The sequence below is a fragment of the Micromonospora sp. NPDC005174 genome, from assembly GCF_040608495.1.
Lineage (GTDB): Bacteria > Actinomycetota > Actinomycetes > Mycobacteriales > Micromonosporaceae > Micromonospora.
Map to the genome: position 1 here is coordinate 7,156 of NZ_JBEXIJ010000020.1, position 22,753 is coordinate 29,908.

Genomic DNA, 22,753 nt, shown 5'->3' on the forward strand with positions numbered 1-22,753 from the left:
CCCGCAGTCGCGAATCGGGGTGGCGTCGTGAGCGCGAGGAGTGAGCCGGGTTTGCGAGCCCCGCAGTCGCGAATGGAGGTGGCGTCGTGAGCGCGAGGAGTGAGCCGGGGTTGCGAGCCCCGCAGTCGCGAATCGGGGTGGCGTCGTGAGCGCGAGGAGTGAGCCGGGTTTGCGAGCCCCGCAGTCGCGAATGGAGGTGGCGTCGTGAGCGCGCTGACCGTACGCCAGGTTCGGCGTCGCTACCTGACGTTGTACGGCCTGCGTTGGCTGCCCACGGGGTTGATGATCCCGGTGATGATCCTGCTGATGCAGGAGCGCGGCCTGTCGCTGCCGCAGATCGGCCTGGTCAGCACCGCGCAGGGGCTGCTGGTGCTCGCGCTGGAGCTGCCCACCGGTGGGTTCGCCGACGCCCTCGGCCGCAAGCCGGTCCTGCTCGCCGCCGGAGCCCTCAACCTCGCCTCCCTCGCGGTGTTCGCGGTGGCCGACTCGTTCGCCCTGTTCTTCCTGGTCTGGGCCCTGCAGGGCGTCTACCGCGCGCTGGACAGCGGCCCGCTGGAGTCCTGGTACGTCGACGCGACACTGGCCGCCGACCCGCAGGCCGAGTACGAGAAGGGCCTCGGGTACGCAGGCACCGTCGTCGGTGTGGCCATCGGCGGCGGCGCGCTGCTCAGCGGTGGCCTGGTCGCGCTCGGGCCGGTCGGTCCGGTCAGCGCGCTCACCGTGCCGGTGCTGGCCGCGATCGTCGCCCAGGCGGCCGCGCTCGTCGCGCTGCTCGTCCTGCTGGTCGAGGAGCGGCCGGCCACCGGGGTCGCGGCGGTGCGGGCGTCGGTGGTCCAGGCGCCTCGGATGATCGGCGAGGCGGTCGGGCTGCTGCGCCGGTCCCGGGTGCTGCTGGCCCTGGTGGCGGTGGAGCTGTTCTGGGGCTTCGGCATGGTCACGTTCGAGTCGTTGCTGCCGGTCCGGCTCGCCGAGGTGATCGGCAACCCGGACCGGGCCGCCGCGCTCCTCGGGCCGGCCAGCTCGGCCGCCTGGATCGCCAGCGCGGCCGGCGCGGCACTGACCCCGCTGCTGCTGCGCTGGTTCGGGGCGGCTCCGGGCGCGGCCCTGCTGCGCATCCTGCAGGGCGTCACGGTGGTCGGGATGGGGCTGTTCGCCGGGCCGGTCGGCGTGCTGGTGGCCTACCTGGCCTGCTACGCCGTGCACGGCGCGTCGAACCCCCTGCACAGTGGTCTGCTGCACCGCCAGGTCGACGGCCCGTACCGGACCAGCGTGCTCTCGCTGAACTCGATGATGGGACAGCCGGCCGCAGCGTTCGGCGGGGTGGTGCTGACCGCGCTCGCGGCCGCCACCAGCGTGGGTACGGCGATGGTGGTCGGCGCGGTCGTGCTGGCCGTCGCCGCCCCGCTCTACCTGCCCGCCTGGCGGGCCGGCCGACGGGCCGCCTCCGACCCGGCCGGCGTTCGGCCCGCGTCGGACCCGGCTGTCCCTCGGCCCGCGTCGGACCCGGCCGGCGAACAGGTCGCGGTGGACCCGGCCGGCCCTCGGACCGCCGACGCCCTGCCCGGCCCGCGCCGCGACGGCACGGACCCCACCGCCGCCGTTCCGGTCGAGCGGCGTTAGCGCTCGGGGCCGAGGCGGATCGAGGTACGGGACAGGGTGCTGGTGAAGCCGAGGCGACGGTAGAGACGGACCGCCCCGACGTTGTCCGGGTAGACGCCCAGCGCGACGGTGTCGTGCCGGGACAGCAGCGCCCGGGTCATGCCGGCGGTCAGCGCCGCGCCCAGCCCTCGACCGCGCTGGTCGGGGGCGACCGTCAGGCCGGCCAGGAACCCGATGTCACCCCGGCTGCGGTCCGCGCCGCACGCCACCACACGGTCGCCGGCTCGGATGCCGTACCAGTCGACGACGGTCGGGTCGCCCGGACGCGTGGTGGTGCTCGGGAACGCCTCGTCGACGAGCGCCTCCAGCGCAGGGCGATCGGCGGCGGTCAGCCGTACGACCCGCTGCTCGTCCGGCTGGCGTGGGGGAGCGACGGTGGTCCAGTGGAAGTCCCAGTCGACGTGGTGGGCCACCGCCACCCGCCCGACCGCCAGAGCGGGGTCGAATCGGGGCAGGTGCAGCCGGTGCTCCGGCCGTAGCAGCCCCTCGGCGACCAGCGAGGCGCAGAGGTCCAGCACCGGTCCGGCCGGGCCGACGGCGTCGGCGCCGAAGCCGCGCTCGGGTGGCAGCAACCACAGCACGGCGCCGTCGCGCCGCCAGCCGCGCGCCGGGATGCCCGGCGAGAGCGAGTGCCGGACGAACGGATGCGCGCCGGCGGCGGCCAGGATCGTGGCCCGGTCGTGGAGCGCCTGGTCCTCGATGATCATGCTGGTCAGCCTAGGAGCCGGCGTACCGGGCGACCGCGCCGGGCTGCCAGTGCGCCTCGCGCCTCGCGCCCGAGATCAGCACAACTTCCGGGATGTTGCTGCCTCAGCGGCGCCGGAAACAGCAACATCCCGGACGTTGCGCGGATCTTGATGGGGGAGCCGTCCGCACCCGATCCACGGTGGAGATTGGCGAGCCGACCGATTGGGTACATCACGCGCCGACCCACTGGGAACCCCCACCGGAGGACCGACATGCTCGCCATTCTCGCGGCCATCGTCTTTGGCTTCGCACTGCTGCTCGACCTGCTCGACACCGACTTCGGCGCGCCCGACCTGTTCAACTGGAACACCCTCGTACTCATCGGCCTCTTCCTGCTCTCGCTCTACCTCGGCGGCGTCGGCAGCGGCCCGCGCGGCGGTGGCGGCGGTGGCGGCGGCCGCTGGTACCGGGGTCGCCGTCCCGGTCGTGGCTGACCGAGACCGATCAGCGGTGGCCCGGCCCGCAGCGCGATTCCAGCGTCGCGGGTCGGGCCCGGTACTGTCTTCGTGATGGAGTCCGACGCTCTCTTCTCCCTCGGTGCCCCCACCGGGTCGCGCGGCGCGCCCGAGGGTCCCGCCGGTGTCGACGGCTTCACTCCGGTAGCGGACGATTCGCCCCTTCCTGTCCGCATGCGGCCCGCGAGCCTGGACGAATTGATCGGGCAGGACCACCTGCTCGCCCCCGGCGCGCCGCTGCGGCAACTGGTCTCCGGCGGCGCCGGGATGTCGGTCATCCTGTGGGGACCGCCGGGAAGCGGCAAGACCACCATCGCGCACCTGGTGGCCGGTGCCACCGACCGCCGCTTCGTCGCCCTGTCGGCGCTGTCCGCCGGCGTCAAGGACGTCCGCGCGGTGATCGAGACGGCCCGCCGCCAGCGCCGTTCGGGCGGCCCGCAGACGGTGCTGTTCATCGACGAGGTGCACCGGTTCAGCAAGACCCAGCAGGATTCGCTGCTCGCCGCCGTCGAGGACCGCACGGTCACGCTGCTCGCGGCGACCACCGAGAACCCGTACTTCTCGGTCATCTCACCTCTGCTCTCGCGGTGCGTGCTGCTCACCCTGCAACCGCTCGACGACGATGCCGTACGCGGCCTGTTGCGCCGCGCCGTCGCCGACGAGCGTGGCCTCGGCGGCACGCTCACCCTGGCCGCCGAAGCCGAGGACCATCTCGTCCGGCTCGCCTCCGGTGACGTCCGCAAGGCGTTGACCGCGCTGGAGGCGGCGGCCGCCTCCGCCTCGGCCCTCGGCGTCGAGCGCATCGACCTGGCCACCGCCGAGCAGGCGGTCGACGTGGCGGCGGTGCGCTACGACCGTGACGGCGACGCCCACTACGACGTGGTCAGCGCGTTCATCAAGAGCATGCGTGGCTCGGACGTCGACGCCGCGGTGCACTGGCTGGCCCGGATGCTGGTCGCCGGTGAGGACGCCCGGTTCATCGCCCGGCGGCTGGTGATCTTCGCCAGCGAGGACGTGGGCATGGCCGATCCCACCGCGTTGAGCGTGGCCACCGCCGCCGCGCACGCGGTGGAGTACGTCGGCCTGCCCGAGGTGCAGCTCAATCTCGCCCAGGCCGTGATCCACCTGGCCACCGCGCCGAAGTCGAACTCGGCCACCACCGCGATCGGCGCGGCCATCGCCGACGTACGGGCCGGTCGGGGTGGTTCGGTACCCCGGGGTCTGCGCGACGCGCACTACTCCGGTGCCCGCGGTCTGGGTCACGGCACCGGCTACCGATACCCGCACGATGACCAGCGCGGCGTCGTCACCCAGCAGTACGTCCCCGACGACCTCGTGGGCGTCGACTACTACCAGCCCGGCCCGCACGGTGCGGAACGGTCCGTGGCGACGCGGCTGCCGTTGCTGCGCCGGATCGTACGCGGGCTGCCGGCACCACCGGCCCGCCCGGAAGCCCCGACCGCCGCGCCACCCGCGGCGACCGCCGTAGCCGGGTCGTCCGACGGCTCACCGGTAACGCCGCAGGCCGCGCCAGCGCTTGCCGTTCGGAACGGTCGGGCGGCGACGGGTGTGGACGGTCCCGGCACGACGCAGGACGACGGCACGAACGCCGCAGGAGAGGGTCAACAGTGAGATCGCGTGGTGCGGACCGCCCCGACGAGGGCCCGGACGAGCGGCGTGATCCCCGCGCCAAGGGCCGCCGCTGGGGTCGAGGGCGAGCCGAGGCCGAGCCGGAGGAGCCGGTGGCCGGCGAGGAGTTCGGCTGGATCGACGACCTGCGCTCGGCCAAGCAGCAGCGCGGCGAGTTGAGTCCGGACGGCATGCCCGCCGAGCCCGTACCCCCGCGTGCCGGCCTGCCGACGCCGCCGGACGCGCCGCCCGGCCCACGTCGCCCGGACGCCGAGGCCGCCGGGGTGCGCCGCCCGGTCGACGGACCCTGGCCGGGCGAGGCGCCCCCACCCGGTCGTCGCCCGGACGCCCGCCCGCCCGCCGACCGGCCCCCTGTCGAACGGCCGCGTGATGCCGGGCCGCCCGGCGTCCCCGACCAGCCGGCGTCGCGTGGCCCACAGTCGGTTCCCGGTGTCGGCCCGCACCCCGCCGCCCCGCCCCGCACACCGCCGGCCGCCCGTCCAGGCGCGGGTGACCCGGCGAACCCCGCAAGCTCCCGCCCGGCCTCCGGCGCTCCCACCGGCCCGACGCGACCGCGTCCGACCGTGGGCCCGTCCGGCCCGCCCCCGGGGTCACCGGCCGCGGGTGCTCCGACCAGCCCCCGTCCAGAGATTCCCGCGCCGACCGGCCGGGCGGAAGCCGTTCCGCCGCTGCGCCGGCCGGACGCCGTACCGCCGGGTCGTCGACCCGCGCCCGATCCGAGTGAGGGCGGCCGGCCGCGCAGCGGTGACGGACTGCCCCCGCCGGGACGGCGTACGACCGAATCGGCCCGACCCGCCGCCGGCGCTCCCCGCTTCGACGGGCCTGCGCCCGGCGTCGCCGCGCAGGTCGCCGACGGTCTGCGACCCGACCCCGCGATCGCTCATGACCCGCGTACGGCCCGGCGTCGTCCCGGGCCCGTCGACCCGGGGGCACCGGAGCCAGGCCGCCCCGCCGGGGGCGGCCACCGCCGCGCCGCCGAACCGGACGAGCCGGTGGTGCCCCGCTCGGGTAACGCTCCACCGTTGCCCGCCGCGACGCCCACCGGCGCTGTCCCCACCGGCGGCACGGCCACCGATGGCACCGGTCGCCGTCGAGCGGTAGCCGACGAGCAGGACCGACGCGTGCCGACCGGCGCTGAGCCGCAGCCGGACCTGCGGGACCGTCCGGAACGACCGGCCGACTGGCTGCGCCAGGCCGGCCGGTTGCCGCACACCGACCCGGGCCTGCCGGTGGTCAACCGCCGAGGGAACGCCCCACCGGCCGGCGAGCGGCCCGTCGGCCGACGGGCCGCCACACCGCCTGCCGGTGACCTGAACGACCGCTCCGGTGGTCCGCTCGCCGTACCCGATCCGGCCGCGGAGCGTGCCACCGGCCGCCGTGCCGCCGGGCCGCCCGCCGACCCGGGCGCGGACGCGCCCACCGGCCGCCGGGCCGCCCGTGCTCCGGAATCCACCGGCGAGCACCCGACCGGTTCGGTGTCGCAGCCGTCGGTCACTGGTGAGCGTCCCGTCGGCCGCCGGGGTGCCCCGGGGACCGCCCCGGACCCGATCAACCGACGTCGCCGCCCGTCAGCCGAGCCCGCCTCCGAGGGACGGCCCGGCCCGGCGGGCGAGCGCGGCGACGACCCGTACGCCGGTCCGCCCGGCGGCGGACGAGCCGCGCCCGGCGCTCCCGTGCGGGGCGCCCGCTCCGGCCCGCCCGGCGGTCGGGCCCGGCTCGCGCCCGGTGACGCGCCGGTCTCCGGCGCCGGCCGCCGTGGGCCCGACGGTGCACCCCGACCCGACGTCGCCAACACCGACGGTCCGGCGCGTTCGGCGGTGCCGCCGGGTGCCGGCCCCGACGGTCCGTCCCGGTCCCGCCCCGACGGTCCGGCGCGCGCCGCTGTTCCGCCGGGCGGTCCGGACGCCGCGGCCCGCGCCGCTGCCCCACCCGGAGTCGATCCGCAGCGTGCGGCCCGTGGGGCGGCACGACCGGGCGTCGGCCCGGATGGTCCACCTCGGCCCGGTACGGCCCGGCCGCGCCCGGACGGCCCGGCGCGCGCTGCCGTCCCGCCGGGCGTCGGTCCGGATGGTCCACCCCGGCCCGGTACGGCCCGGCCGCGCCCGGACGGCCCGGCGCGCGCTGCCGTCCCGCCGGGCGTCGGTCCGGATGGTCCGTCCCGTCCCGACGGTCCGCCACGTCCGGACGGTCCGGCGCGCGCCGCCGTCCGCCCGCCAGGGGTCGCCCAGCCGCCTGGCGGTGACGTCCGTCCGGGCGCCGAGCAGACTGGCCCCGGGTCGCCCGTGGCCGCCCGTGCCGCTGCCCCGCGACCGGCGGACCGCGCTGCCGGCCGGGCCCTGCCGCCGCCTCGCGAGGGTGTCCGCCCCGAGCCCACCGGTGTCGCCAGCGTGCCGCCGTCCGGCCGTCCCGGCGAGCCGGTCGCCCGCGCCGCCGTCGTGCCCCCGGCCACGGCGGGTCCGCTGGACCGGCCGCCCTCCGAGCCGACCGATGGGCCGCCGGCGCTGCGCGCGGCTGGCCACGACGGCTCGGACGACGACGATGCGGCCCCGGGCGCCCGATCCGAGCAGCACCGGCAGTCGCGTGAACGACGTCGGCTGCGGGTCGCCGTCCTGGCACTGGTCAGCGTCGTGCTGCTCGGTGCGGTGCCACTCTTCTTCGGCATCCGCACGCTGGGCAGGGACCCGGTCTTCGACAATCTGGACCAGCTCGCCGTGCCCGCGTGGGCCGCGACGAAGACGGTCGACGACGTCAGCGGCAGCCGCTGGTGCCTGCTCGACTGTCGGCTACGCGAGCGCACGGTCACCTCGGAGAAGTCGCCGGAGGAGACGGCGACGGTCTACGAGGAGGCGCTGCGCAACGACGGTTGGCGACCGTGGAAGGTGAGCCGCTGCCCCGAGCAGGGGACGAAGGGCAGCTACACGTGCTGGCGTCAGGACGAGCTGACGCTTGACCTGTGGGTGCGCGCGCCGGCCTGCGTGCCGCCGCCGGTCGACGGGGAGCCGGCGATCGTGCCGTCACCCGCACCGTCGGCCGCTGCGGGGGAGTGCACCGGCTCGTTGGTGTCGGTGAAGGTGCGCAACGCGATCGACGACGAGCGGACCAGGCCGCAGCCCAGCACCGATCCGTCACTGACCGGGGAGGATCCGTTCCCGACGGTCAGCGGCGATCCGCTGGGCGACGTGACACCCTCACCGTCCTGAGCCGCTCTCCATCACGGACGGTAGGGTCTGGGGCTGGCGGACCCACCCGCGCCCGTCGACGGGCGACGGCCCGGTGGGTTCGGTGGGCACCACGGTTGTTGCGTTCCGAGGACGTCGGGTCCGGCGGAAATCTGCTTGAGGAGGACACGCGTGGGCGACATTTTAGAGGTCGCGGCGCTGATCGCGGCGAGCGCGTTCGCGGTGCTGGTGCTCATCCTGACGCTGCCGATCCTGCGGCTGCGGCACACGGTGGACGCCACCACCCGGATGATCAACGACCTCAACGACCGGACGGCACCGCTGCTCGGCGACGTCAACACCACGGTGAAGAACGTCAACATCGCTCTGGAGCAGGTGCAGACCTCGCTCGACGGTGTGAACCTGCAGCTGGCCAAGGTCGACACGATGACCAGCCACGCCCAGAACGTCACCGCCAACGTCGCCAACCTGGCGACGGTGGTCTCCGCCGCAGCCGCGAACCCGCTGGTCAAGGTCGCCGCGTTCGGCTACAGCGTGCGCCGGGCCGCCGCGAGCCGTCGGCACGCCGAGACCGAGCGCGAGGTGCGCGACACCATCAAGCAGCAGCGGCGGGCCGCCCGGCGCGGCAACCGCTGACCGGCCCGGCCACAGGAGGTAGCACGACATGAAGCGTCTGTTCTGGCTCGGCATCGGCGTGGCCGTGGGCGTGGTGGTGGTCCGCAGGGCGACCCGGACCGCACAGGCGTACACCCCGGCCGGCATCGCCAGCTCGTTGTCGGAATCCGCTGGCAGCCTGGCGGAGTCGGTGCGTAGCTTCGTGGAGGACGTCCGGGTCGGGATGGCCGAGCGCGAGCAGGAGATCCACCAGGCGTTCGTCCAGGGCGAGGCGTTCGACGACCAGTTCGCCGAGCTGCGGGAGTCCCCGCGGATCGGCGATCGAGAGATTTTTCCGGAGGAACACCAGCGATGAAGACGGCGGAGATCAAGCGGCGGTACCTCGCGCACTTCGAGGCGAACGGCCATGCCGTGGTGCCGTCCGCTCCGCTGCCCGCCATCAGCGACCCGAACCTGTTGTTCGTCAACGCCGGCATGGTGCAGTTCGTGCCCTACTTCCTGGGCCAGCAGACCCCGCCGTACCAGCGGGCGGTCAGCGTGCAGAAGTGCATCCGTACCCCGGACATCGACGAGGTCGGCAAGACCAGCCGGCACGGCACGTTCTTCCAGATGAACGGCAACTTCTCCTTCGGCGACTACTTCAAGGCCGGGGCGATTCCGCTGGCGTGGGAGTTGTCGACGAAGCCGGTCGCCGAGGGTGGTTACGGGCTTGATCCGGAGCGGATCTGGCCGACGATCTACCTGGACGACGACGAGGCGTACGAGATCTGGCGGTCGGTGGGTGTGCCGGCCGAGCGGATCGTGCGTCGGGGCAAGGCGGACAACTTCTGGTCGATGGGCATCCCCGGGCCGTGCGGTCCGTCGTCCGAGCTGTTCTACGACCGGGGCCCGGAGTACGGCGCCGAGGGTGGTCCGGCGGTCGACGAGGACCGGTACATGGAGTACTGGAACCTCGTGTTCATGCAGTTCGAGCGGGGTCCGGGCACCAACAAGGAGGACTACCCGATCCTGGGTGAGTTGCCGGCGAAGAACATCGACACCGGCATGGGCCTGGAGCGGATGGCCTCGATCCTGCAGGGCGTCGACAACCTGTACGAGATCGACGAGGTCCGGCCGATCCTGGCGCGGGCGGCGGAGCTGACCGGCAAGCGGTACGGCGCGCACTCCGGGCACGTGGCGAGCGAGTCGCACCCGGACGACGTGCGGCTGCGGGTGGTCGCGGATCACGTGCGGACCGCGCTGATGCTGATCGGTGACGGTGTGACCCCGTCGAACGAGGGTCGCGGGTACGTGCTGCGGCGGATCATGCGTCGGGCGATCCGGTCGATCCGGCTGCTGGGCTGGCAGGACCGGGCGCTGCCCGAGCTGCTGCCCGTCGCGCGGGACTGCATGGCGCCGTCGTACCCGGAGCTGGCGACCGACTTCGACCGGATCGCGCAGTACGCGTACGCCGAGGAGGAGGCGTTCCTGTCGACGCTGCGTGCCGGGACGACGATCCTGGACACGGCGATCGCCGAGACCCGCACGGCGGGTGGCACGGCGTTGTCCGGGGCGAAGGCGTTCCAATTGCACGACACGTACGGCTTCCCGATCGACCTGACCCTGGAGATCGCGGCCGAGCAGGGCCTGAAGGTCGACGACGAGGGCTTCCGCCGACTGATGGCCGACCAGCGTACCCGTGCCAAGGCCGACGCGCAGGCCCGCAAGACCGGGCACACCGACGTGTCGGCGTACCGGTCGGTGCTCGACGAGGGCGGCCCGGTGACGTTCACCGGCTACAGCGAGGTGGCCCGCGAGTCGCGGGTGCGCGCGCTGCTGGGCTCGGACGGGCGACGGGCGGCGGCGACCGAGGGCGAGACCGTCGAGCTGGTGCTCGACACGACCCCGTTCTACGCCGAGGGCGGCGGCCAGCAGCCGGACCACGGCATCATCACGGTCGGCGACGGTCAGGTCGAGGTGCTCGACGTGCAGCAGCCGGTGCCGGGCCTGATCGTGCACCGGGCCCGGGTGATCCGGGGCGAGGTGCACCCCGGCGACACCGGCTACGCCGAGATCGACGCCACCCGTCGACGGGCGATCTCCCGGTCGCACACCGCCACCCACCTGGTGCACCAGACCATGCGCAATTTCCTCGGCGAGTCGGCGACCCAGGCGGGTTCGCTGAACGCGCCGGGCCGCCTGCGGTTCGACTTCAACACCCCGACCGGTGTGTCGCCGACCGTCCTGCGCGACGTGGAGCAGCAGGTCAACGAGGTTTTGCTCGCCGACCTGGAGGTGCACGCCTTCATCACCTCGCTGGACGAGGCGCGGCGGATCGGCGCGATGGCGCTCTTCGGCGAGAAGTACGGCGAGGAGGTGCGGGTCGTCGAGGTGGGTGACTACGCCCGCGAGCTGTGCGGCGGCACGCACGTGGCCCGCTCGGCGCAGCTCGGTCTCGTGAAGATCCTCTCCGAGTCGTCGATCGGCTCCGGTGTGCGCCGGGTCGAGGCGCTGGTCGGCATGGACGCCTTCGGCTTCCTGGCCAAGGAACACCTGCTGGTGTCCCGGCTGGCCGAGCTGTACCGGGTGCCCAACGACCAGGTCGCCGACCGGGTGGAGCAGACCGTCACCCAGCTCCGCGACGCGGAGAAGGAGCTGGAGAAGCTGCGCGCCCAGCTCGTGCTCGGCGGGGCGGGTGCGCTCGCCGCGCAGGCCAAGGACGTGCGCGGAGTGGCGTACGTCGGCACCGAGGCGCCGGAGGGCGCGGCCGGTAACGACGTACGGACCCTGGCGCAGGAGATCCGCGGCAAGATCGACCCGGCGCGACCGGCGGTCGTCGCCGTGGCGGCCCGGGCGAACGGCAAGGCGTCGCTGGTGGTGGCGGTCAACGCGGCGGCCCGCAGTCGGGGCATCGCCGCGTCGGACCTGGTGAAGGCGGCGTTCTCCGGGCGCGGCGGGGGAAGCCCCGACCTGGCCCAGGGTGGCGGCCTGCCCGCGACCGAGGCGCCGAACCTCCTGCTCACGGTCGAGAAGGCGATCACCGAGGCGTGATGGACAGTCAGTGTCGACCAGGGCGGGCCATTCGGTCCGCCCTGGTTCGTCGACAGCCTACGGGTGACCGACGGTGACCGGGTTCACACGGGGCGTTCGCCTCGGTGTGGACGTCGGTCAGGTGCGCGTCGGCGTGTCGCGCTCCGATCCGCACGGGGTGCTGGCCACGCCGGTGGTCACCCTCGCCCGCGACCTCACCGCCGCGCCGGACGCGGTGCCGACCGACATTGCCCAGCTCGCGGCACTTGTGGTCGAGCACGAGGCCGTCGAGGTGGTCGTCGGTCTTCCGGTCAACCTGGCCGGTAAACACGGCCCGGCGGCGGTCAGTGTCAAGGCGTACGCTGACCGATTGGTCAATGTGATAGCGCCGATCCCGGTAACGCTTACCGACGAGAGGATGTCGACCGTGGTCGCTTCTCGTAGGCTTGCCGAGCGTGGCGTTCGTGGCAAGCGTCAACGTGCGGTTGTCGATCAGGCGGCCGCGGTGGAGATCCTGCAGAGCTGGCTGGATGCGCAGCGGAGGCGGACGTAATGATCGACGATCTGGACCTTGGGTTCGACGAGCCGGAGCGAGGTGAGAAGGGCCGGCACCGGCGTAGCTTCCGCAAGCGCAAGGGAGGCTCCGGCGGCAGCCGGGGCAAGACGTTCCTGGCTCTGTTGATGGCCCTGGTTCTGCTGGGCGCCATCGGCGGCGGCGCGTTCTACGGGTTCGACCGGATCCAGAACTACTTCGTCACGCCCGACTACGACGGCGCCGGGTCCGGTGAGATCACCGTCGAGATCAAGAACGGCGCGTTGCTGGCCGACATGGCCGACGCCCTGGTCGCGGCCGACGTGGTCAAGAGCCAGAAGGCGTTCATCGAGGCCGCCGAGGCCAACTCGCGCAGCAAGAACATCCAGCCGGGCACGTACAAGCTGCGCAAGCAGATGAGCGGCGCGAGTGCCGTGACGGCCATGCTCGACCTCAAGAACAAGATCGTCAACGGGTTGACCATTCCCGAGGGTCGCACCAGCAAGAACATCTACAAGCTGCTCTCCGACAAGACCAAGATCCCGGTCAAGGAGTTCGAGGCCGCCGCGAAGGACCCGGAGGGGCTCGGCGTCCCGGACTGGTGGTTCAAGCGCGACGACGGCAAGAAGGTCGTCAAGTCCGTTGAGGGCTTCCTCTACCCGGACACGTACGAGATCCCGCCGAAGGCCACCGCCGAGAGCATCCTCAAGCTGATGGTGGACAACTTCCTCTCGGTGACCGGTGAGATGAAGTTCGCCGACCGGGTGCAGAAGGAGCGCAAGGTCAGCCCGTACGAGGCGTTGATCGTGGCGTCGCTGGCCCAGGCCGAGGCCGGTAACAAGGACGACCTCGGCAAGGTCGCCCGGGTGGCCTACAACCGGGCGTACGGCGAGTTCCCGTGCAACTGCCTGGAGATGGACGTCACGGTCAACTACTACCTGGAGTCGATCGGCAAGCCGACCAAGTCGTCGAAGCAGATGACGGCGGCCGAGTTGGACGACCCGAAGAACCCCTACAACCGCAAGCTGTCCGGCATGATCCCGACCCCGATCAACAACCCGGGCAAGCAGGCCCTGGAGGGGGCGATGGCCACGCCGGTGGGCAAGTGGCTGTACTTCGTGGCGATCGACAAGCAGGGGCACTCGGCCTTCGCCGAGACATACGCCGAACACCAGCGCAACGAGGCCAGGGCCCGGGAGGCCGGCATCATCTGACGCTGCACACCGCGAAAAGGCTCCCTTTGCGGCGACCGGAGACATCGGTCGCGCTGGAAAGGGAGCCTTTTCGCGTCAGATCACCTGGGGTGCCACGGTCAGTGGCTCGTCCCCGTCCACGTGCCGGTGCGCGGGTTGAGGAACGTCAAGCAAATACCATCGCCACCGCCGGTGCTGGCTGGTGCGGTCGTCCGTGCGGTCGGTAGGGTCGAGGCGACGTGTACGAAGGGGCGGACATGACGCGGACCGGGACGGCCCGTCGGGCCGCGGTGCTGGGCAAACCCATCGCACACTCGCTCTCCCCGGTGATCCACACCGCCGGGTACGCCGCCGCCGGGTTGACCGGGTGGTCGTACACCCGGATCGAGTGCGCGGCCGCGGAGCTGCCGGATCTGGTCGCCGGCCTGGGCCCGGAGTGGGCCGGGCTGTCGGTGACGATGCCGGGCAAGGAGGCGGCGCTCGCCGTGGCCGACGCCGCGTCGCCCGTCGCCGTCGCCGTCGGCGCGGCCAACACGTTGGTACGCCGACAGGACGGCTCCTGGTACGCGGACAACACCGACGTCGGCGGCATGGTGGACGTGCTCACCGAGGCCGGCGTCACCACCGGCGCGGCGATGACCGTGCTCGGTGCGGGCGGGACGGCCCGCGCCGCGCTCGCCGCCGCCGCACGGTTGGCCTGCTCGTCGGTGAGGGTGGTGGCCCGTCGGGCCGAGGCGGTCGAAGGCCTGCGACCGGTCGCCGAGGCGGTCGGCGTTGCGGTGAGCGCCGGCGCCTGGGTGGACGCCCGCCGCCACCTCGCGGCCGACGTGGTCGTCTCCACGGTGCCGAAGGGGGTGGCCGACTTCCTCGCCGGTGAGGCGGACTGGCACGCCGGCGGGGTCTACTTCGACGCGCTCTATGACCCGTGGCCGACCCCCCTGGCGGCGTCCGCGCTCGGGGCCGACGTGCGGGTGACGTCTGGACTGGATCTCCTTCTGGCTCAGGCGGTGGGCCAGTTCGAACAGTTCACTGGCGTACGCGCCCCGGTGGGGGCCATGCGCGCCGCGTTGAAGTCGGCCCGGCCCGACTGACACCCGGAGGTCCAACCTCTCCTTCCATCGACGACGGGCACCTTCGTGTGGCGTGCGCCCGTGGGCTGCACCTATGTCAGGTGCCCTCAGCTCTGGAGCGAAGCGGTAAATATCCGGGTTCGCCGTGAACCAAGGCCGGATCTGGCCCGTTTGGGGGCACGGCGATCTGGCTGTACGGGTGGGGGTGAGTGGGGATGAGTCAAGCGGGTCTTGATGGCGGGGCAACCGCCTGGGTGTTGGTGTCGGCCGTCTTGGTGCTCTTGATGACGCCAGGAGTGGCTTTCTTCTACGGTGGCATGGTTCGCGCCTCCAACGTCGCCGGAACCGTGATGCAGGGTTTCATGACGATCGGTGTCGTCACGGTCCTGTGGTTACTGCTCGGTTACTCCCTGGCCTTCGGGCCGAGCAACTCGGTCGTCGGCGGGTGGTCATTCGTCGGGCTCACCGATCTCGCGGCCGAGGTACCGGGGATCGACCTCGCCGGGGTACCGCCAATGGCCTTCGTGCTGTTCCAGATGATGTTCGCGGTGATCACCCCGGCGCTGATCCTCGGAGCTGGGGCGGAGCGATGGCGTTTCAGTGCCTCGATGATCTTCGTCGCGCTCTGGTCTCTGTTGGTCTACGCGCCGGTGGCGCACTGGCTGTTCTCGCCGCTTGGTTGGGCGCACCAGCTCGGCGCGCTCGACTTCGCCGGTGGAGCGGTGGTACACGCGAACGCCGGTGCGGCGGCGCTTGTCGTCGCTGCGCGTCTGGGGCGTCGGGCGCGCGCGGAGCACCGTCCGCACAACCTGCCGATGATGCTGCTCGGCACGGCGCTGCTCTGGGTCGGCTGGTTCGGCTTCAACGGGGGTTCGGCGCTCCGCGCCAACGACCTGGCCGTGCTCGCGGTCATCAACACGCAGGCGGCCGCCGCAGTGGCGATGATCGCCTGGGCGCTCGTGGAGCGACTTCGGTTCGGCAAGCCGACCACGCTGGGGGCCGCGTCCGGGGCAGTGGCCGGCCTGGTCGCGATCACTCCGGCGGCCGGGTACGTGACGCCTACGAGTGCGCTGCTGATCGGTCTCGCGGCAGGCGTCCTGTGCCACTTCGCAGTGGGGCTCAAGGCGCTCCTCCGACTCGACGACGCGCTCGACGTTGCCGCCGTCCATCTGGGCGGCGGGTTGATCGGCGCGCTCTCGGTCGGCCTCTTCGCCACCGCTTCGGTCAATCCTGGAATAGCGAACGGCCTGTTCTACGGGGGCGGGTACCGGCTGCTCGGAGTGCAGGCGCTGAGCGTCGGCGTGGTGGTCGTGTACTCCGCGGTGGTCTCCTTGATCATCATGGTCTTCGTGTCTCGGATTCGCGGCAACCGCATCGGTGGCCGCGCGGAGAGCGTCGGGGTGGACCTGTCACAGCATGGCGAGACCCCGTACGCGTTCCCGTCGACGCCGCAGCCGGCGGTCCGGTCGTGACCAAGCCAGTTGCCCTCCGCCAACGGCGTGGGCCATGGATCGCAGTCGCGTTGCTGCTGATCACCGTTCTGACCACGGTGTACGCGATGCTCGCCGTGCAGTCGCGCCGCCAGATCGACGCCGACGCAGCTCGGGTCACGAGCGAGCAGCAGGGATTGCGCTACCTGCGGGCAACCACCGACCTGATCAGCGAGTTGACCCGGCTCAGGGCGCAGACGGTGCGCAATACGGTGGTCAACCCCGGCGCGATCCAGCGGGCGGTCGGCGAGCTCGATGCGCTCGACGGACGCGAGGGTCAGGCGCTCGGCCTTGGCCAGCGTTGGTCCGGATTACGTCCGAAGGTCAAGCAGCTCGTGGACGACAGGCCGACCGGGCGTCAAGCGCTCGACCGGTACAGCGAGGTGCTCACTCTCGCGGTGGACATGGCCGCCAAGGTATTGCGTCTCGCACATCTGAACGGCAGTGCGGACAGCTACGGCAGCTTCCTTGCCGATGCGAGTTTCTTTCAGCTGCCCATCGTGCTGACCGGCGCGAATCTGGTGGCTGACCAGGCTTACCTCGGTGACAAGTCCGGGTCGACCGCGGTCGCCATCGCGGTGACCCGCGCGCAGGTGGCGGCTGCGGCCGCCGCGATTGAGGCCGGTCTGCGGGTCGTGACCGAAGCGGCTGGTCACGCTGCGCTGATCGAGCCCCTGGACTCGTTCCGCGACACCGTCAGCCGGTTCGGCGACACTGCGCTGGCCGGTACGGCCGGGAAGAACGCAAGCGCTGCCATGGCGGTACAGCTGCAGGACGCGAGCCTGAACGTGGCCGACGCGATGTCCAGCGAGCTGGATCGGCTACTCAAGGACACCGTTCGCTCCCTCGACAGGCTCCGGCAACAGCAAATGGCTATGGTGATCGTCGGGGCATTGGTTGGGCTGCTGCTGTTCTGGTGGGCGGTGCCCGCCCGCGAACGGGAGTCGGGTGACGAGCGGGACGAGGAGGTTGGCACGCAGCCGATCGCCGACATCGCGTCCCTGTCCGTCGCGATGCCGGAGGTTGATGCTCGGGAACTGCTCGCAACCGAAGAACTGCTTCGAGTCGGGCGCGGGGTACGACCTCGAGCGGATGACGAAGAGTTGTCAGATGCTTAGCGGACTCCGCGTTACGCAGCGACTCAGTCTCCTCTCGCTGCTGTCGGTGGCCGTGGCGCTGTGCGCCACCGTGCCGCTCGTCGCGCGGGGCATCGACCAGGCGCGCTCGGCTGCCGTCGTCGCGGACAGTGCGAAGACTGCGCGGTCGGTGAGTCGGCTGATCCGGGACCTACAGCGAGAGCGCCTGCTCGTCGTGGGACGGCTCGGCGGAGCGCCGGTCGGGCACGATGCGCTTCCTGTGCAGATGCAACAGGTGGACGACAGCTGGGAGAGCGTGGCACGTGTGCTGCCGTCCACCGCCGGCACCGAGCTCCGTACGGTGCTGGACCAACCGGGTCGCCTGCGAGAGCTTCGCGCCCCAGGTTCGGCGGGCGCCCGCGACGCGGCGAAGCTCGCCCTTGGCTACGACGATCTGATCCGGGAACTGCTCGATGGTCTACGGCTGACCGCCTCAGCAGGTGTCGACGCGTCGGGGCTGCGACGGACGGCGGCGGTGGATTCCCTGCTGCGACTGGATGAGGCGACCAGCCAGAGCCTCACCGCGGTGCTACTCGAGCTGGTGGACCCGAGCGAAGCCCAGCGGTGGGCGGCCTCGGCGGAGTCTGCGGCGGTGGTATATCGGGAGATTTTCCGGCAGCAGGGGGACGCGCACCACCAGGCGTTGGTAGCTGCGGCGGAGACAGGACCAACGTTCGGGCGAGCACGAGCGGCGGTGGCCGCTGTGACGAGTCGTCGCGCATCAGCACGGGTTCCTCCGATCAGTCGGCAGATGTCGATGGTTGAGGCTGCGCTCTCCACTCGGCAGGAGGTCCAGGACGAGATCACCCGCGATACGACGCAGCGGGCGGTGGACGCCGCCGTCGCTGCCCGCCGCGCCGCCGGCCTGGAGGTCGGGGTGGTCGCGGGACTGCTAACCGCGATCTGGCTCTTCGCTGTCGCGGTGAACAGGTCTGTGGCACGGCCCCTGCGGCGGATGACGCGCGCGGCCAACGCGGTAGCCGACCTCGCTGCTCACCAGATGACACGGATCAACGAGCTCGAGTACGACGAAGATGAACGTCAACCCAAGTTCGCCGCCGTGATGCTGCGGTCGGCTGATGAGATCGGCGAACTCGCATCAGCGTTCAACCGTGTGCAGGCGACCGCAGCGCTGCTGTTGCAGCAACAGGCACTCAACCGGCGCAACGTGTCGATGATGTTCGTCAACATCGCGAACCGCACTCGTAGCCTGGTCGAGCGGCAGGTAGCTCGTATCGACCAGTTGGAGCGCGACGAGTCCAGTGAAGAGCGGCTTGCCCAGTTGTACCAGTTGGACCACCTGACCAGCCGGCTCCGGCGGGGGACCGAGAGCCTGCTCGCGATCGCCGGCCGACGGGACGATGAGCAGTTGGGTGCGCACTCCCCGACACCTTTGATCGACGTCATTCGCTCCGCGATCGGCGAGATCGAGCGTTATGAGAATGTTCACCTGGAATCGGTGGCCAACGCAACGGTGGCGGCGGGTGCCGTGGCCGACCTGACCCTGATCCTTGCCGAGTTGCTGGAAAACGCGACATCATTCTCGCCGCCGTCCGCGCCAGTCGTCGTCTCGGCGAGCCTGACTTCGGAGTGCATGATTCGCATCGTCGACTCCGGTATCGGCATGAGGCCGGCCCGGATCGTCGAGGAGAACAGTCGACTTGTCTCGGTGGGACGGCCTGACGTCGCGCCGACCACCATGCTCGGATTGATCGTGGTGGGGCGGCTGGCCCGGAGGCACGGGATGACGGTACGGCTGATGCCGTCGCCGGTCACCGGGGTGACCGTCGAGGTCACGGTTCCGCAGCACATGTTGTTGCACCTGAACGTTGATCAACCGGCGGCCCGGCCGCCGCGAGGAGGGGCTGAGCCCGCGCCGGTGCGACGGGCAGCGCCGAATGCCCCCGCCCTCACCCCCGTCGCCGTGGGTGTCGAAGCGTCGCCTCGACCGCTGACCGAGGCGTTCGGTGACCGTGCCTTCAACTGGTGGACTGGCCGGTTGGACGCTGCTGCCGAGACGCCTGGCCATCAGGTTCGGCTGCCAACTGTTCCGCGTGGTGGTCAGCCCGAGACGACACCACCCCGAACGGCACCAGATTCGGAAGCTGCCGAAGTGCGTGCTGGGCTGCGGCGACGCCGGCCGGGTGCAACCCAGGCGACCCTGGACTGGGATGGTCCGGCCCGGTCCGAGCCCGCAGGTTGGAGCGGGCAGCACGAAACTCCGCCGTACCCATCCCGACGTCCGGAGGTGGAGCGCGCCGAGTTGGACGAGATGGTCCGTGCGGAGGCGCGAGCTGCGGGCGCGGTCGAGCCCGGTCCGCGTGGGCCAGGTCGTGACACGCAGACGTCAGCCGGGCGGGCCGCGGATATCGGGCCATTGCCGCCGCGCGTTGTCGACTTCTCGACGGCTCGCGGGACCGCGCAGGTCAGCCCCGGTGGTTTGCAACGGCGCCGCCCGGGAGAGCATCTCAACCTGGAGTTGGCCGAGGAACTCAGCGCCGACACACGCTATCGGGCGGCAGAGCCACCCACCGAAAGGCTGAGCGTGCGGCGTGATCCCGAGGCCGAACGGGCAGCACTCGACGATTTTCACGATGGGCTCGCTCGGGCGGCGACCCTCCACAACAACCGGAGCGGACGATGACAGCAGGCGGGCACCAGACAAGCAACGAGGCGCAGCAGTTCAACTGGCTGCTCGAGAGGTTCGCCAGCGATACCGCGGGCGTCCTGGAGGCGATCGCGGTCTCCTCCGACGGGTTGCTCGTGGCGCTCTCCGCCACCCTCTCTCGCACGGACGCCGACCGACTCTCCGCCATCACCTCCGCCCTCTCGAGCCTGGCGAGCGGCACCTCGCGTGTGTACGACCTCGGTGCCACGAACAAGGTCATCATCGACATGCAGCGGGGCTATCTGCTGGTCAGCGCTATCAACACACGTTGTTCACTCGGAGTGCTCGCGCAGAAGGACGCCAGCCTGGGCAACCTCGCCTATGAGATGGCGGTCTTCGCCAATCACGCCGGCCCGGTACTCACGCCGCAGCTCATTGACGAACTGAAGCTCACGGTCCGGGTCTGACCGGGGTGGTCGCGGACGGGGCTCACGAGACGGCAGGAGCACGACATCGCCAGGTGTCCCGGGTGCGGCCTTATCTGCTGACCGGCGGTCGAGTACGCCCCATGGGGGTGACGTTGAACATGGCAGCGCAGGTGATGGCTACCCGCGACGGCCTGCTAGGGGCGTCCCGCCTGCACTACGAGCATCGGGACATCGTGGAGTTCTGCAGGGAGTGGGTAGCGATCGCCGAGATCTCCGTCCACGTCGGGCTGCATCTCGGAGTCACGCGAGTACTGGTCGCCGACCTGATCGCGCTGAAATTTCTCACCACTCGCGGATTGGACCTCCCCGAGGACCGGCAGACGCAGATCATCGAAAGGGTTATCCGTGGACTTACCGCAATTCGCTGACCCGGCTGCCGAAAGCGCCCGGCCGCCCGTACCGGTAAAGATCGTCATCGCGGGTGGTTTCGGAGTGGGCAAGACCACTGCGGTCTCTCAGGTCTCCGAAGTTCCCGTGCTGACCACCGAGGCGCCGATGACCGAGGCCGCGGCCGCACTCGACCGCGCCGAGGAGGTGCCGGACAAGACGACCACGACAGTTGCGCTGGACTTTGGTCGCATCACCATCGACGACGAGATCAAGCTCTACCTCTTTGGCACGCCGGGCCAGGACCGTTTCGGTTTCATGTGGCGCGATCTCACCGAGGGGGCGCTCGGCGCTCTGGTGATTGTCGACGCGCGTCGCCTCGACGACTGTTATCCAGCAGTCGACTATTTCGAGCGAACCGGCATTCCCTTCGGGGTGGCCGTCAACCTGTTCGACGGCATGTTGACCCATGATCTTGACGATGTGCGGTGGGCTCTGGCGGTCTCCGACGACACGCCGCTGATCACCTTCGACGCCCGCGACCGTGGATCGGTGCTGGATGCACTGCTGGTGGTGCTGCGCCGCAGTCTGACGATGCCGCGGCGGGTGGGCCTACCGGTCGACGTTGCGGGCCTGTGAGTGAGGGCCCGATGCTGCTACCCCGCCGCGCCTCCGGGAGCGACTAGCCTTCCGCGAGCTTTCTTAGCTGAGAGTTAAGACGCGCTTACGGAAAACTGTCCTACCGACGACATGCCCTGGTCATCGATACGCTGCTGACGGTTATCGCACCAGACACAGGGAGTTCTCCTTGACCAGGCATGGACTGCACCGCATCACCCGGTTCCGCAACGGCCCCCGACGCAAGGCGATCGCCATCGGCGTCGTCGGCGGTTCGGTGGTGGCCGGCATCGTGGCGACCATGATGCCCCTGTTGGCAAGCGACGACCTGTCGATCCGCGCGGTGGCCGACACCACCGCGACAGTGGTCTCCCAGGACGGCGACAACTCCACCAAGGGGACCCTGGCGACCTGCGCGGCGCGCTGCGACGGCAACCCGCGCGGTGGTCGGGAGGCGGTCGTCGAGTTCGCGGTGACCACGCTCCCCGCCGCCGCCGTCAACGTCCGGGCGACCCTGCGCATGCACGCCTGGCAGCAGTTCGCCGCCACGGTGACCGCGCACGCCTCGTCGGTGAGCGCCCGCGAGGCGCGGCCGGCCCCGGCGAAGGCGGGAGCCGTGCTGGACACCGTGTCCGGTGTGGCCAAGGGCGCCAACGAGTGGGACGTCTCCAAGCTGGTCACCGGCAACGGCACCTTCACGGTGTCGCTGGCCCAGACCGGCCTGGAGACCCGCGTCTACTGGGCCTCGGTCGAGAACCGCAACACCGATCTGCGGCCCAGCCTGGTGATCAAGTACGACCTGGGCAGTGGGCCGACGTCGGCGCCGACGACGCGACCGGCGCCGCCGCCCTCGCCGACGGTCGCGCCGACGACAGCAGCACCCCGGCCCACGCCGACGGTGGCCCCGACGCGTACACCGACGCCGACCGGGAGCCCCACCCTCCCGTCCGGCAAGTGCGGTCAGGTGTCCGACACGCTCGTGCCCTCCTGTGGCGCCTGGTGGGGGATGTACTCACCCGCCAACGCCGGCAGCGGCTGGGACCACGGTAAGGCGATCACCGACGTGGAAGCCCAGGTCGGGCGCAAGTTCGACATCGTGCACCGGTACCACGACTTCTCCAACGCCGGCAGCAACGGGGCGTTCCCCGACGCCTACGAGCAGGAGCAGATGCGCCAGGGCCGGCTGATGTTCTTCGCCTGGGAGTCGCGCGACTTCTCCGCCGGCACGACGCTGAAGTGGTCCGACATCTACAGCGGCCGGCAGGACGCGACAATCGACGCGGTCGCCGGTCGCATCCGGGCCGCCAAGGTGCCGGTGTTCATGGGCTTCGACCACGAGCCGGAGGACGAGCCGGGCAAGGGGAGCGACGCCGAATTCGTCCAGGCCTGGAAGTACGTGTACGAGCGGTTCGCCAAGGCGGGCGCGGACAATGCCGTCTGGGTGTGGACGATGATGGGCTGGTCCGGTCACTACTCGCGGTACGCCGGCCTCTACCCCGGTGACCGGTACGTCGACTGGGTGGCCTACGACCCGTACAACTTCCACGTCTGCAACGGCAGCACGGTGTGGAAAAGCCCGAGCACGACAGTGGACGGCTTCTACCGGTGGCTCGACGAGAACGGCATCGGTGCGGGCAAGCCACGGATGCTCGCCGAGTTCGGTACGAACTTCGACGCCAAGGACCCGGGCGCGAAGCAGCGCTGGTTCCAGGAGTTCCCGGCGGCCCTGAAGGCGCACCCGAAGATCAAGGCCGCCATCTACTTCAATTCGCCGGGCATGACGACCCGCACGGCGACCTGTGACATGACGATGAACCACGACGCCTCCGCCGTGGCCGGGTTCACCCAGGCCGGCAAGGACGACTACCTGCGGCAGCCGACCGGGGGGAGCCGCTGACACGTGTGACGACACTGTGAACACAGCCGCCGTTCATCGGAGATCTACCAGCTGATCTTCCGGCGTTCTGTCGGCTAGCA

Annotated in this window: 18 protein-coding genes; 17 read left to right on the plus strand and 1 reads right to left on the minus strand. The window is 71.3% G+C overall.

The annotated features are described in order from the left end of the window. The first annotated feature begins 204 nt into the window (after positions 1 to 204). Positions 205 to 1,620 (plus strand): MFS transporter, encoded by a 1,416-nt coding sequence (locus ABZU91_RS21405; RefSeq protein WP_355243058.1) that lies wholly within the window; start codon positions 205 to 207, stop codon positions 1,618 to 1,620. Here ABZU91_RS21405 and ABZU91_RS21410 read toward each other — a convergent pair. Then, the gene (locus ABZU91_RS21410) at positions 1,617 to 2,366 is read right to left on the minus strand and encodes a GNAT family N-acetyltransferase (RefSeq protein WP_355243061.1); all 750 of its coding nucleotides are present in this window, start codon (positions 2,364 to 2,366) and stop codon (positions 1,617 to 1,619) included. The two genes, ABZU91_RS21405 and ABZU91_RS21410, sit on opposite strands and share 4 nt — an antisense overlap. 252 nt (positions 2,367 to 2,618) lie before the next feature. Here ABZU91_RS21410 and ABZU91_RS21415 point away from each other — a divergent pair, with 252 nt between their 5' ends. From ABZU91_RS21415 to ABZU91_RS21490, 16 genes are all read left to right on the plus strand, one after another. Further along, positions 2,619 to 2,840, plus strand: coding sequence for a hypothetical protein (locus ABZU91_RS21415; protein WP_355243064.1), 222 nt, complete (start codon positions 2,619 to 2,621; stop codon positions 2,838 to 2,840). A 75-nt stretch (positions 2,841 to 2,915) separates the two neighbouring features. After that, complete coding sequence (locus tag ABZU91_RS21420) at positions 2,916 to 4,493, plus strand: replication-associated recombination protein A (protein WP_355243066.1); 1,578 nt, start codon at positions 2,916 to 2,918, stop codon at positions 4,491 to 4,493. A gap of 2,519 nt (positions 4,494 to 7,012) precedes the next feature. Then, positions 7,013 to 7,711: a hypothetical protein gene (locus ABZU91_RS21425; RefSeq protein WP_355243313.1), complete on the plus strand. Its 699-nt coding sequence runs from the start codon at positions 7,013 to 7,015 to the stop codon at positions 7,709 to 7,711. Positions 7,712 to 7,861: 150 nt separating this feature from the next. Next, positions 7,862 to 8,326, plus strand: a complete 465-nt coding sequence (locus tag ABZU91_RS21430; RefSeq protein WP_355243069.1) for a DUF948 domain-containing protein — start codon at positions 7,862 to 7,864, stop codon at positions 8,324 to 8,326. A gap of 28 nt (positions 8,327 to 8,354) precedes the next feature. Then, positions 8,355 to 8,660, plus strand: a complete 306-nt coding sequence (locus ABZU91_RS21435) for a hypothetical protein (protein WP_355243072.1) — start codon at positions 8,355 to 8,357, stop codon at positions 8,658 to 8,660. Then, on the plus strand, positions 8,657 to 11,335 hold the full coding sequence (gene alaS, locus ABZU91_RS21440) for an alanine--tRNA ligase (protein ID WP_355243075.1): 2,679 nt from the start codon (positions 8,657 to 8,659) through the stop codon (positions 11,333 to 11,335). The genes ABZU91_RS21435 and alaS overlap by 4 nt, the downstream gene beginning before the upstream one ends. 73 nt (positions 11,336 to 11,408) lie before the next feature. Next, entirely contained in the window at positions 11,409 to 11,867 is a 459-nt protein-coding gene (gene ruvX, locus ABZU91_RS21445; protein WP_355243078.1) for a Holliday junction resolvase RuvX, read from the plus strand. Next, positions 11,867 to 13,060 (plus strand): endolytic transglycosylase MltG, encoded by a 1,194-nt coding sequence (mltG, locus tag ABZU91_RS21450; RefSeq protein WP_355243081.1) that lies wholly within the window; start codon positions 11,867 to 11,869, stop codon positions 13,058 to 13,060. Before ruvX ends, mltG begins: the two co-directional genes overlap by 1 nt. Positions 13,061 to 13,296: 236 nt before the next feature. Beyond that, positions 13,297 to 14,130, plus strand: coding sequence for a shikimate dehydrogenase (locus ABZU91_RS21455; protein ID WP_355243084.1), 834 nt, complete (start codon positions 13,297 to 13,299; stop codon positions 14,128 to 14,130). A gap of 194 nt (positions 14,131 to 14,324) precedes the next feature. After that, a complete protein-coding gene (locus tag ABZU91_RS21460; protein WP_355243087.1) occupies positions 14,325 to 15,581 on the plus strand; it encodes an ammonium transporter in 1,257 nt (418 codons plus the stop codon). A gap of 50 nt (positions 15,582 to 15,631) precedes the next feature. Then, entirely contained in the window at positions 15,632 to 16,717 is a 1,086-nt protein-coding gene (locus ABZU91_RS21465; protein ID WP_355243090.1) for a hypothetical protein, read from the plus strand. Next, entirely contained in the window at positions 16,710 to 19,379 is a 2,670-nt protein-coding gene (locus ABZU91_RS21470) for a nitrate- and nitrite sensing domain-containing protein (RefSeq protein ID WP_355243093.1), read from the plus strand. The genes ABZU91_RS21465 and ABZU91_RS21470 overlap by 8 nt, the downstream gene beginning before the upstream one ends. After that, entirely contained in the window at positions 19,376 to 19,810 is a 435-nt protein-coding gene (locus ABZU91_RS21475; RefSeq protein ID WP_355243096.1) for a roadblock/LC7 domain-containing protein, read from the plus strand. Before ABZU91_RS21470 ends, ABZU91_RS21475 begins: the two co-directional genes overlap by 4 nt. Before the next feature lie 62 nt (positions 19,811 to 19,872). After that, the gene (locus tag ABZU91_RS21480) at positions 19,873 to 20,199 is read left to right on the plus strand and encodes a DUF742 domain-containing protein (RefSeq protein ID WP_355243099.1); all 327 of its coding nucleotides are present in this window, start codon (positions 19,873 to 19,875) and stop codon (positions 20,197 to 20,199) included. Then, on the plus strand, positions 20,177 to 20,797 hold the full coding sequence (locus ABZU91_RS21485) for an ATP/GTP-binding protein (protein WP_355243102.1): 621 nt from the start codon (positions 20,177 to 20,179) through the stop codon (positions 20,795 to 20,797). Before ABZU91_RS21480 ends, ABZU91_RS21485 begins: the two co-directional genes overlap by 23 nt. Positions 20,798 to 20,966: 169 nt before the next feature. Then, on the plus strand, positions 20,967 to 22,673 hold the full coding sequence (locus ABZU91_RS21490) for a glycosyl hydrolase (protein WP_355243105.1): 1,707 nt from the start codon (positions 20,967 to 20,969) through the stop codon (positions 22,671 to 22,673). The last annotated feature ends 80 nt before the right edge of the window (positions 22,674 to 22,753 follow it).

Bases quoted from the DNA above. Each gene is read 5' to 3' on its own strand.
- ABZU91_RS21410 (WP_355243061.1), bottom strand. From the start codon at position 2,366: ATGATCATCGAGGACCAGGCGCTCCACGACCGGGCCACGATCCTGGCC.
- ABZU91_RS21415 (WP_355243064.1), top strand. From the start codon at position 2,619: ATGCTCGCCATTCTCGCGGCCATCGTCTTTGGCTTCGCACTGCTGCTC.
- ABZU91_RS21420 (WP_355243066.1), top strand. From the start codon at position 2,916: ATGGAGTCCGACGCTCTCTTCTCCCTCGGTGCCCCCACCGGGTCGCGC.
- ABZU91_RS21435 (WP_355243072.1), top strand. From the start codon at position 8,355: ATGAAGCGTCTGTTCTGGCTCGGCATCGGCGTGGCCGTGGGCGTGGTG.
- alaS (WP_355243075.1), top strand. From the start codon at position 8,657: ATGAAGACGGCGGAGATCAAGCGGCGGTACCTCGCGCACTTCGAGGCG.
- mltG (WP_355243081.1), top strand. From the start codon at position 11,867: ATGATCGACGATCTGGACCTTGGGTTCGACGAGCCGGAGCGAGGTGAG.
- ABZU91_RS21455 (WP_355243084.1), top strand. From the start codon at position 13,297: ATGACGCGGACCGGGACGGCCCGTCGGGCCGCGGTGCTGGGCAAACCC.
- ABZU91_RS21460 (WP_355243087.1), top strand. From the start codon at position 14,325: ATGAGTCAAGCGGGTCTTGATGGCGGGGCAACCGCCTGGGTGTTGGTG.
- ABZU91_RS21470 (WP_355243093.1), top strand. From the start codon at position 16,710: ATGCTTAGCGGACTCCGCGTTACGCAGCGACTCAGTCTCCTCTCGCTG.
- ABZU91_RS21475 (WP_355243096.1), top strand. From the start codon at position 19,376: ATGACAGCAGGCGGGCACCAGACAAGCAACGAGGCGCAGCAGTTCAAC.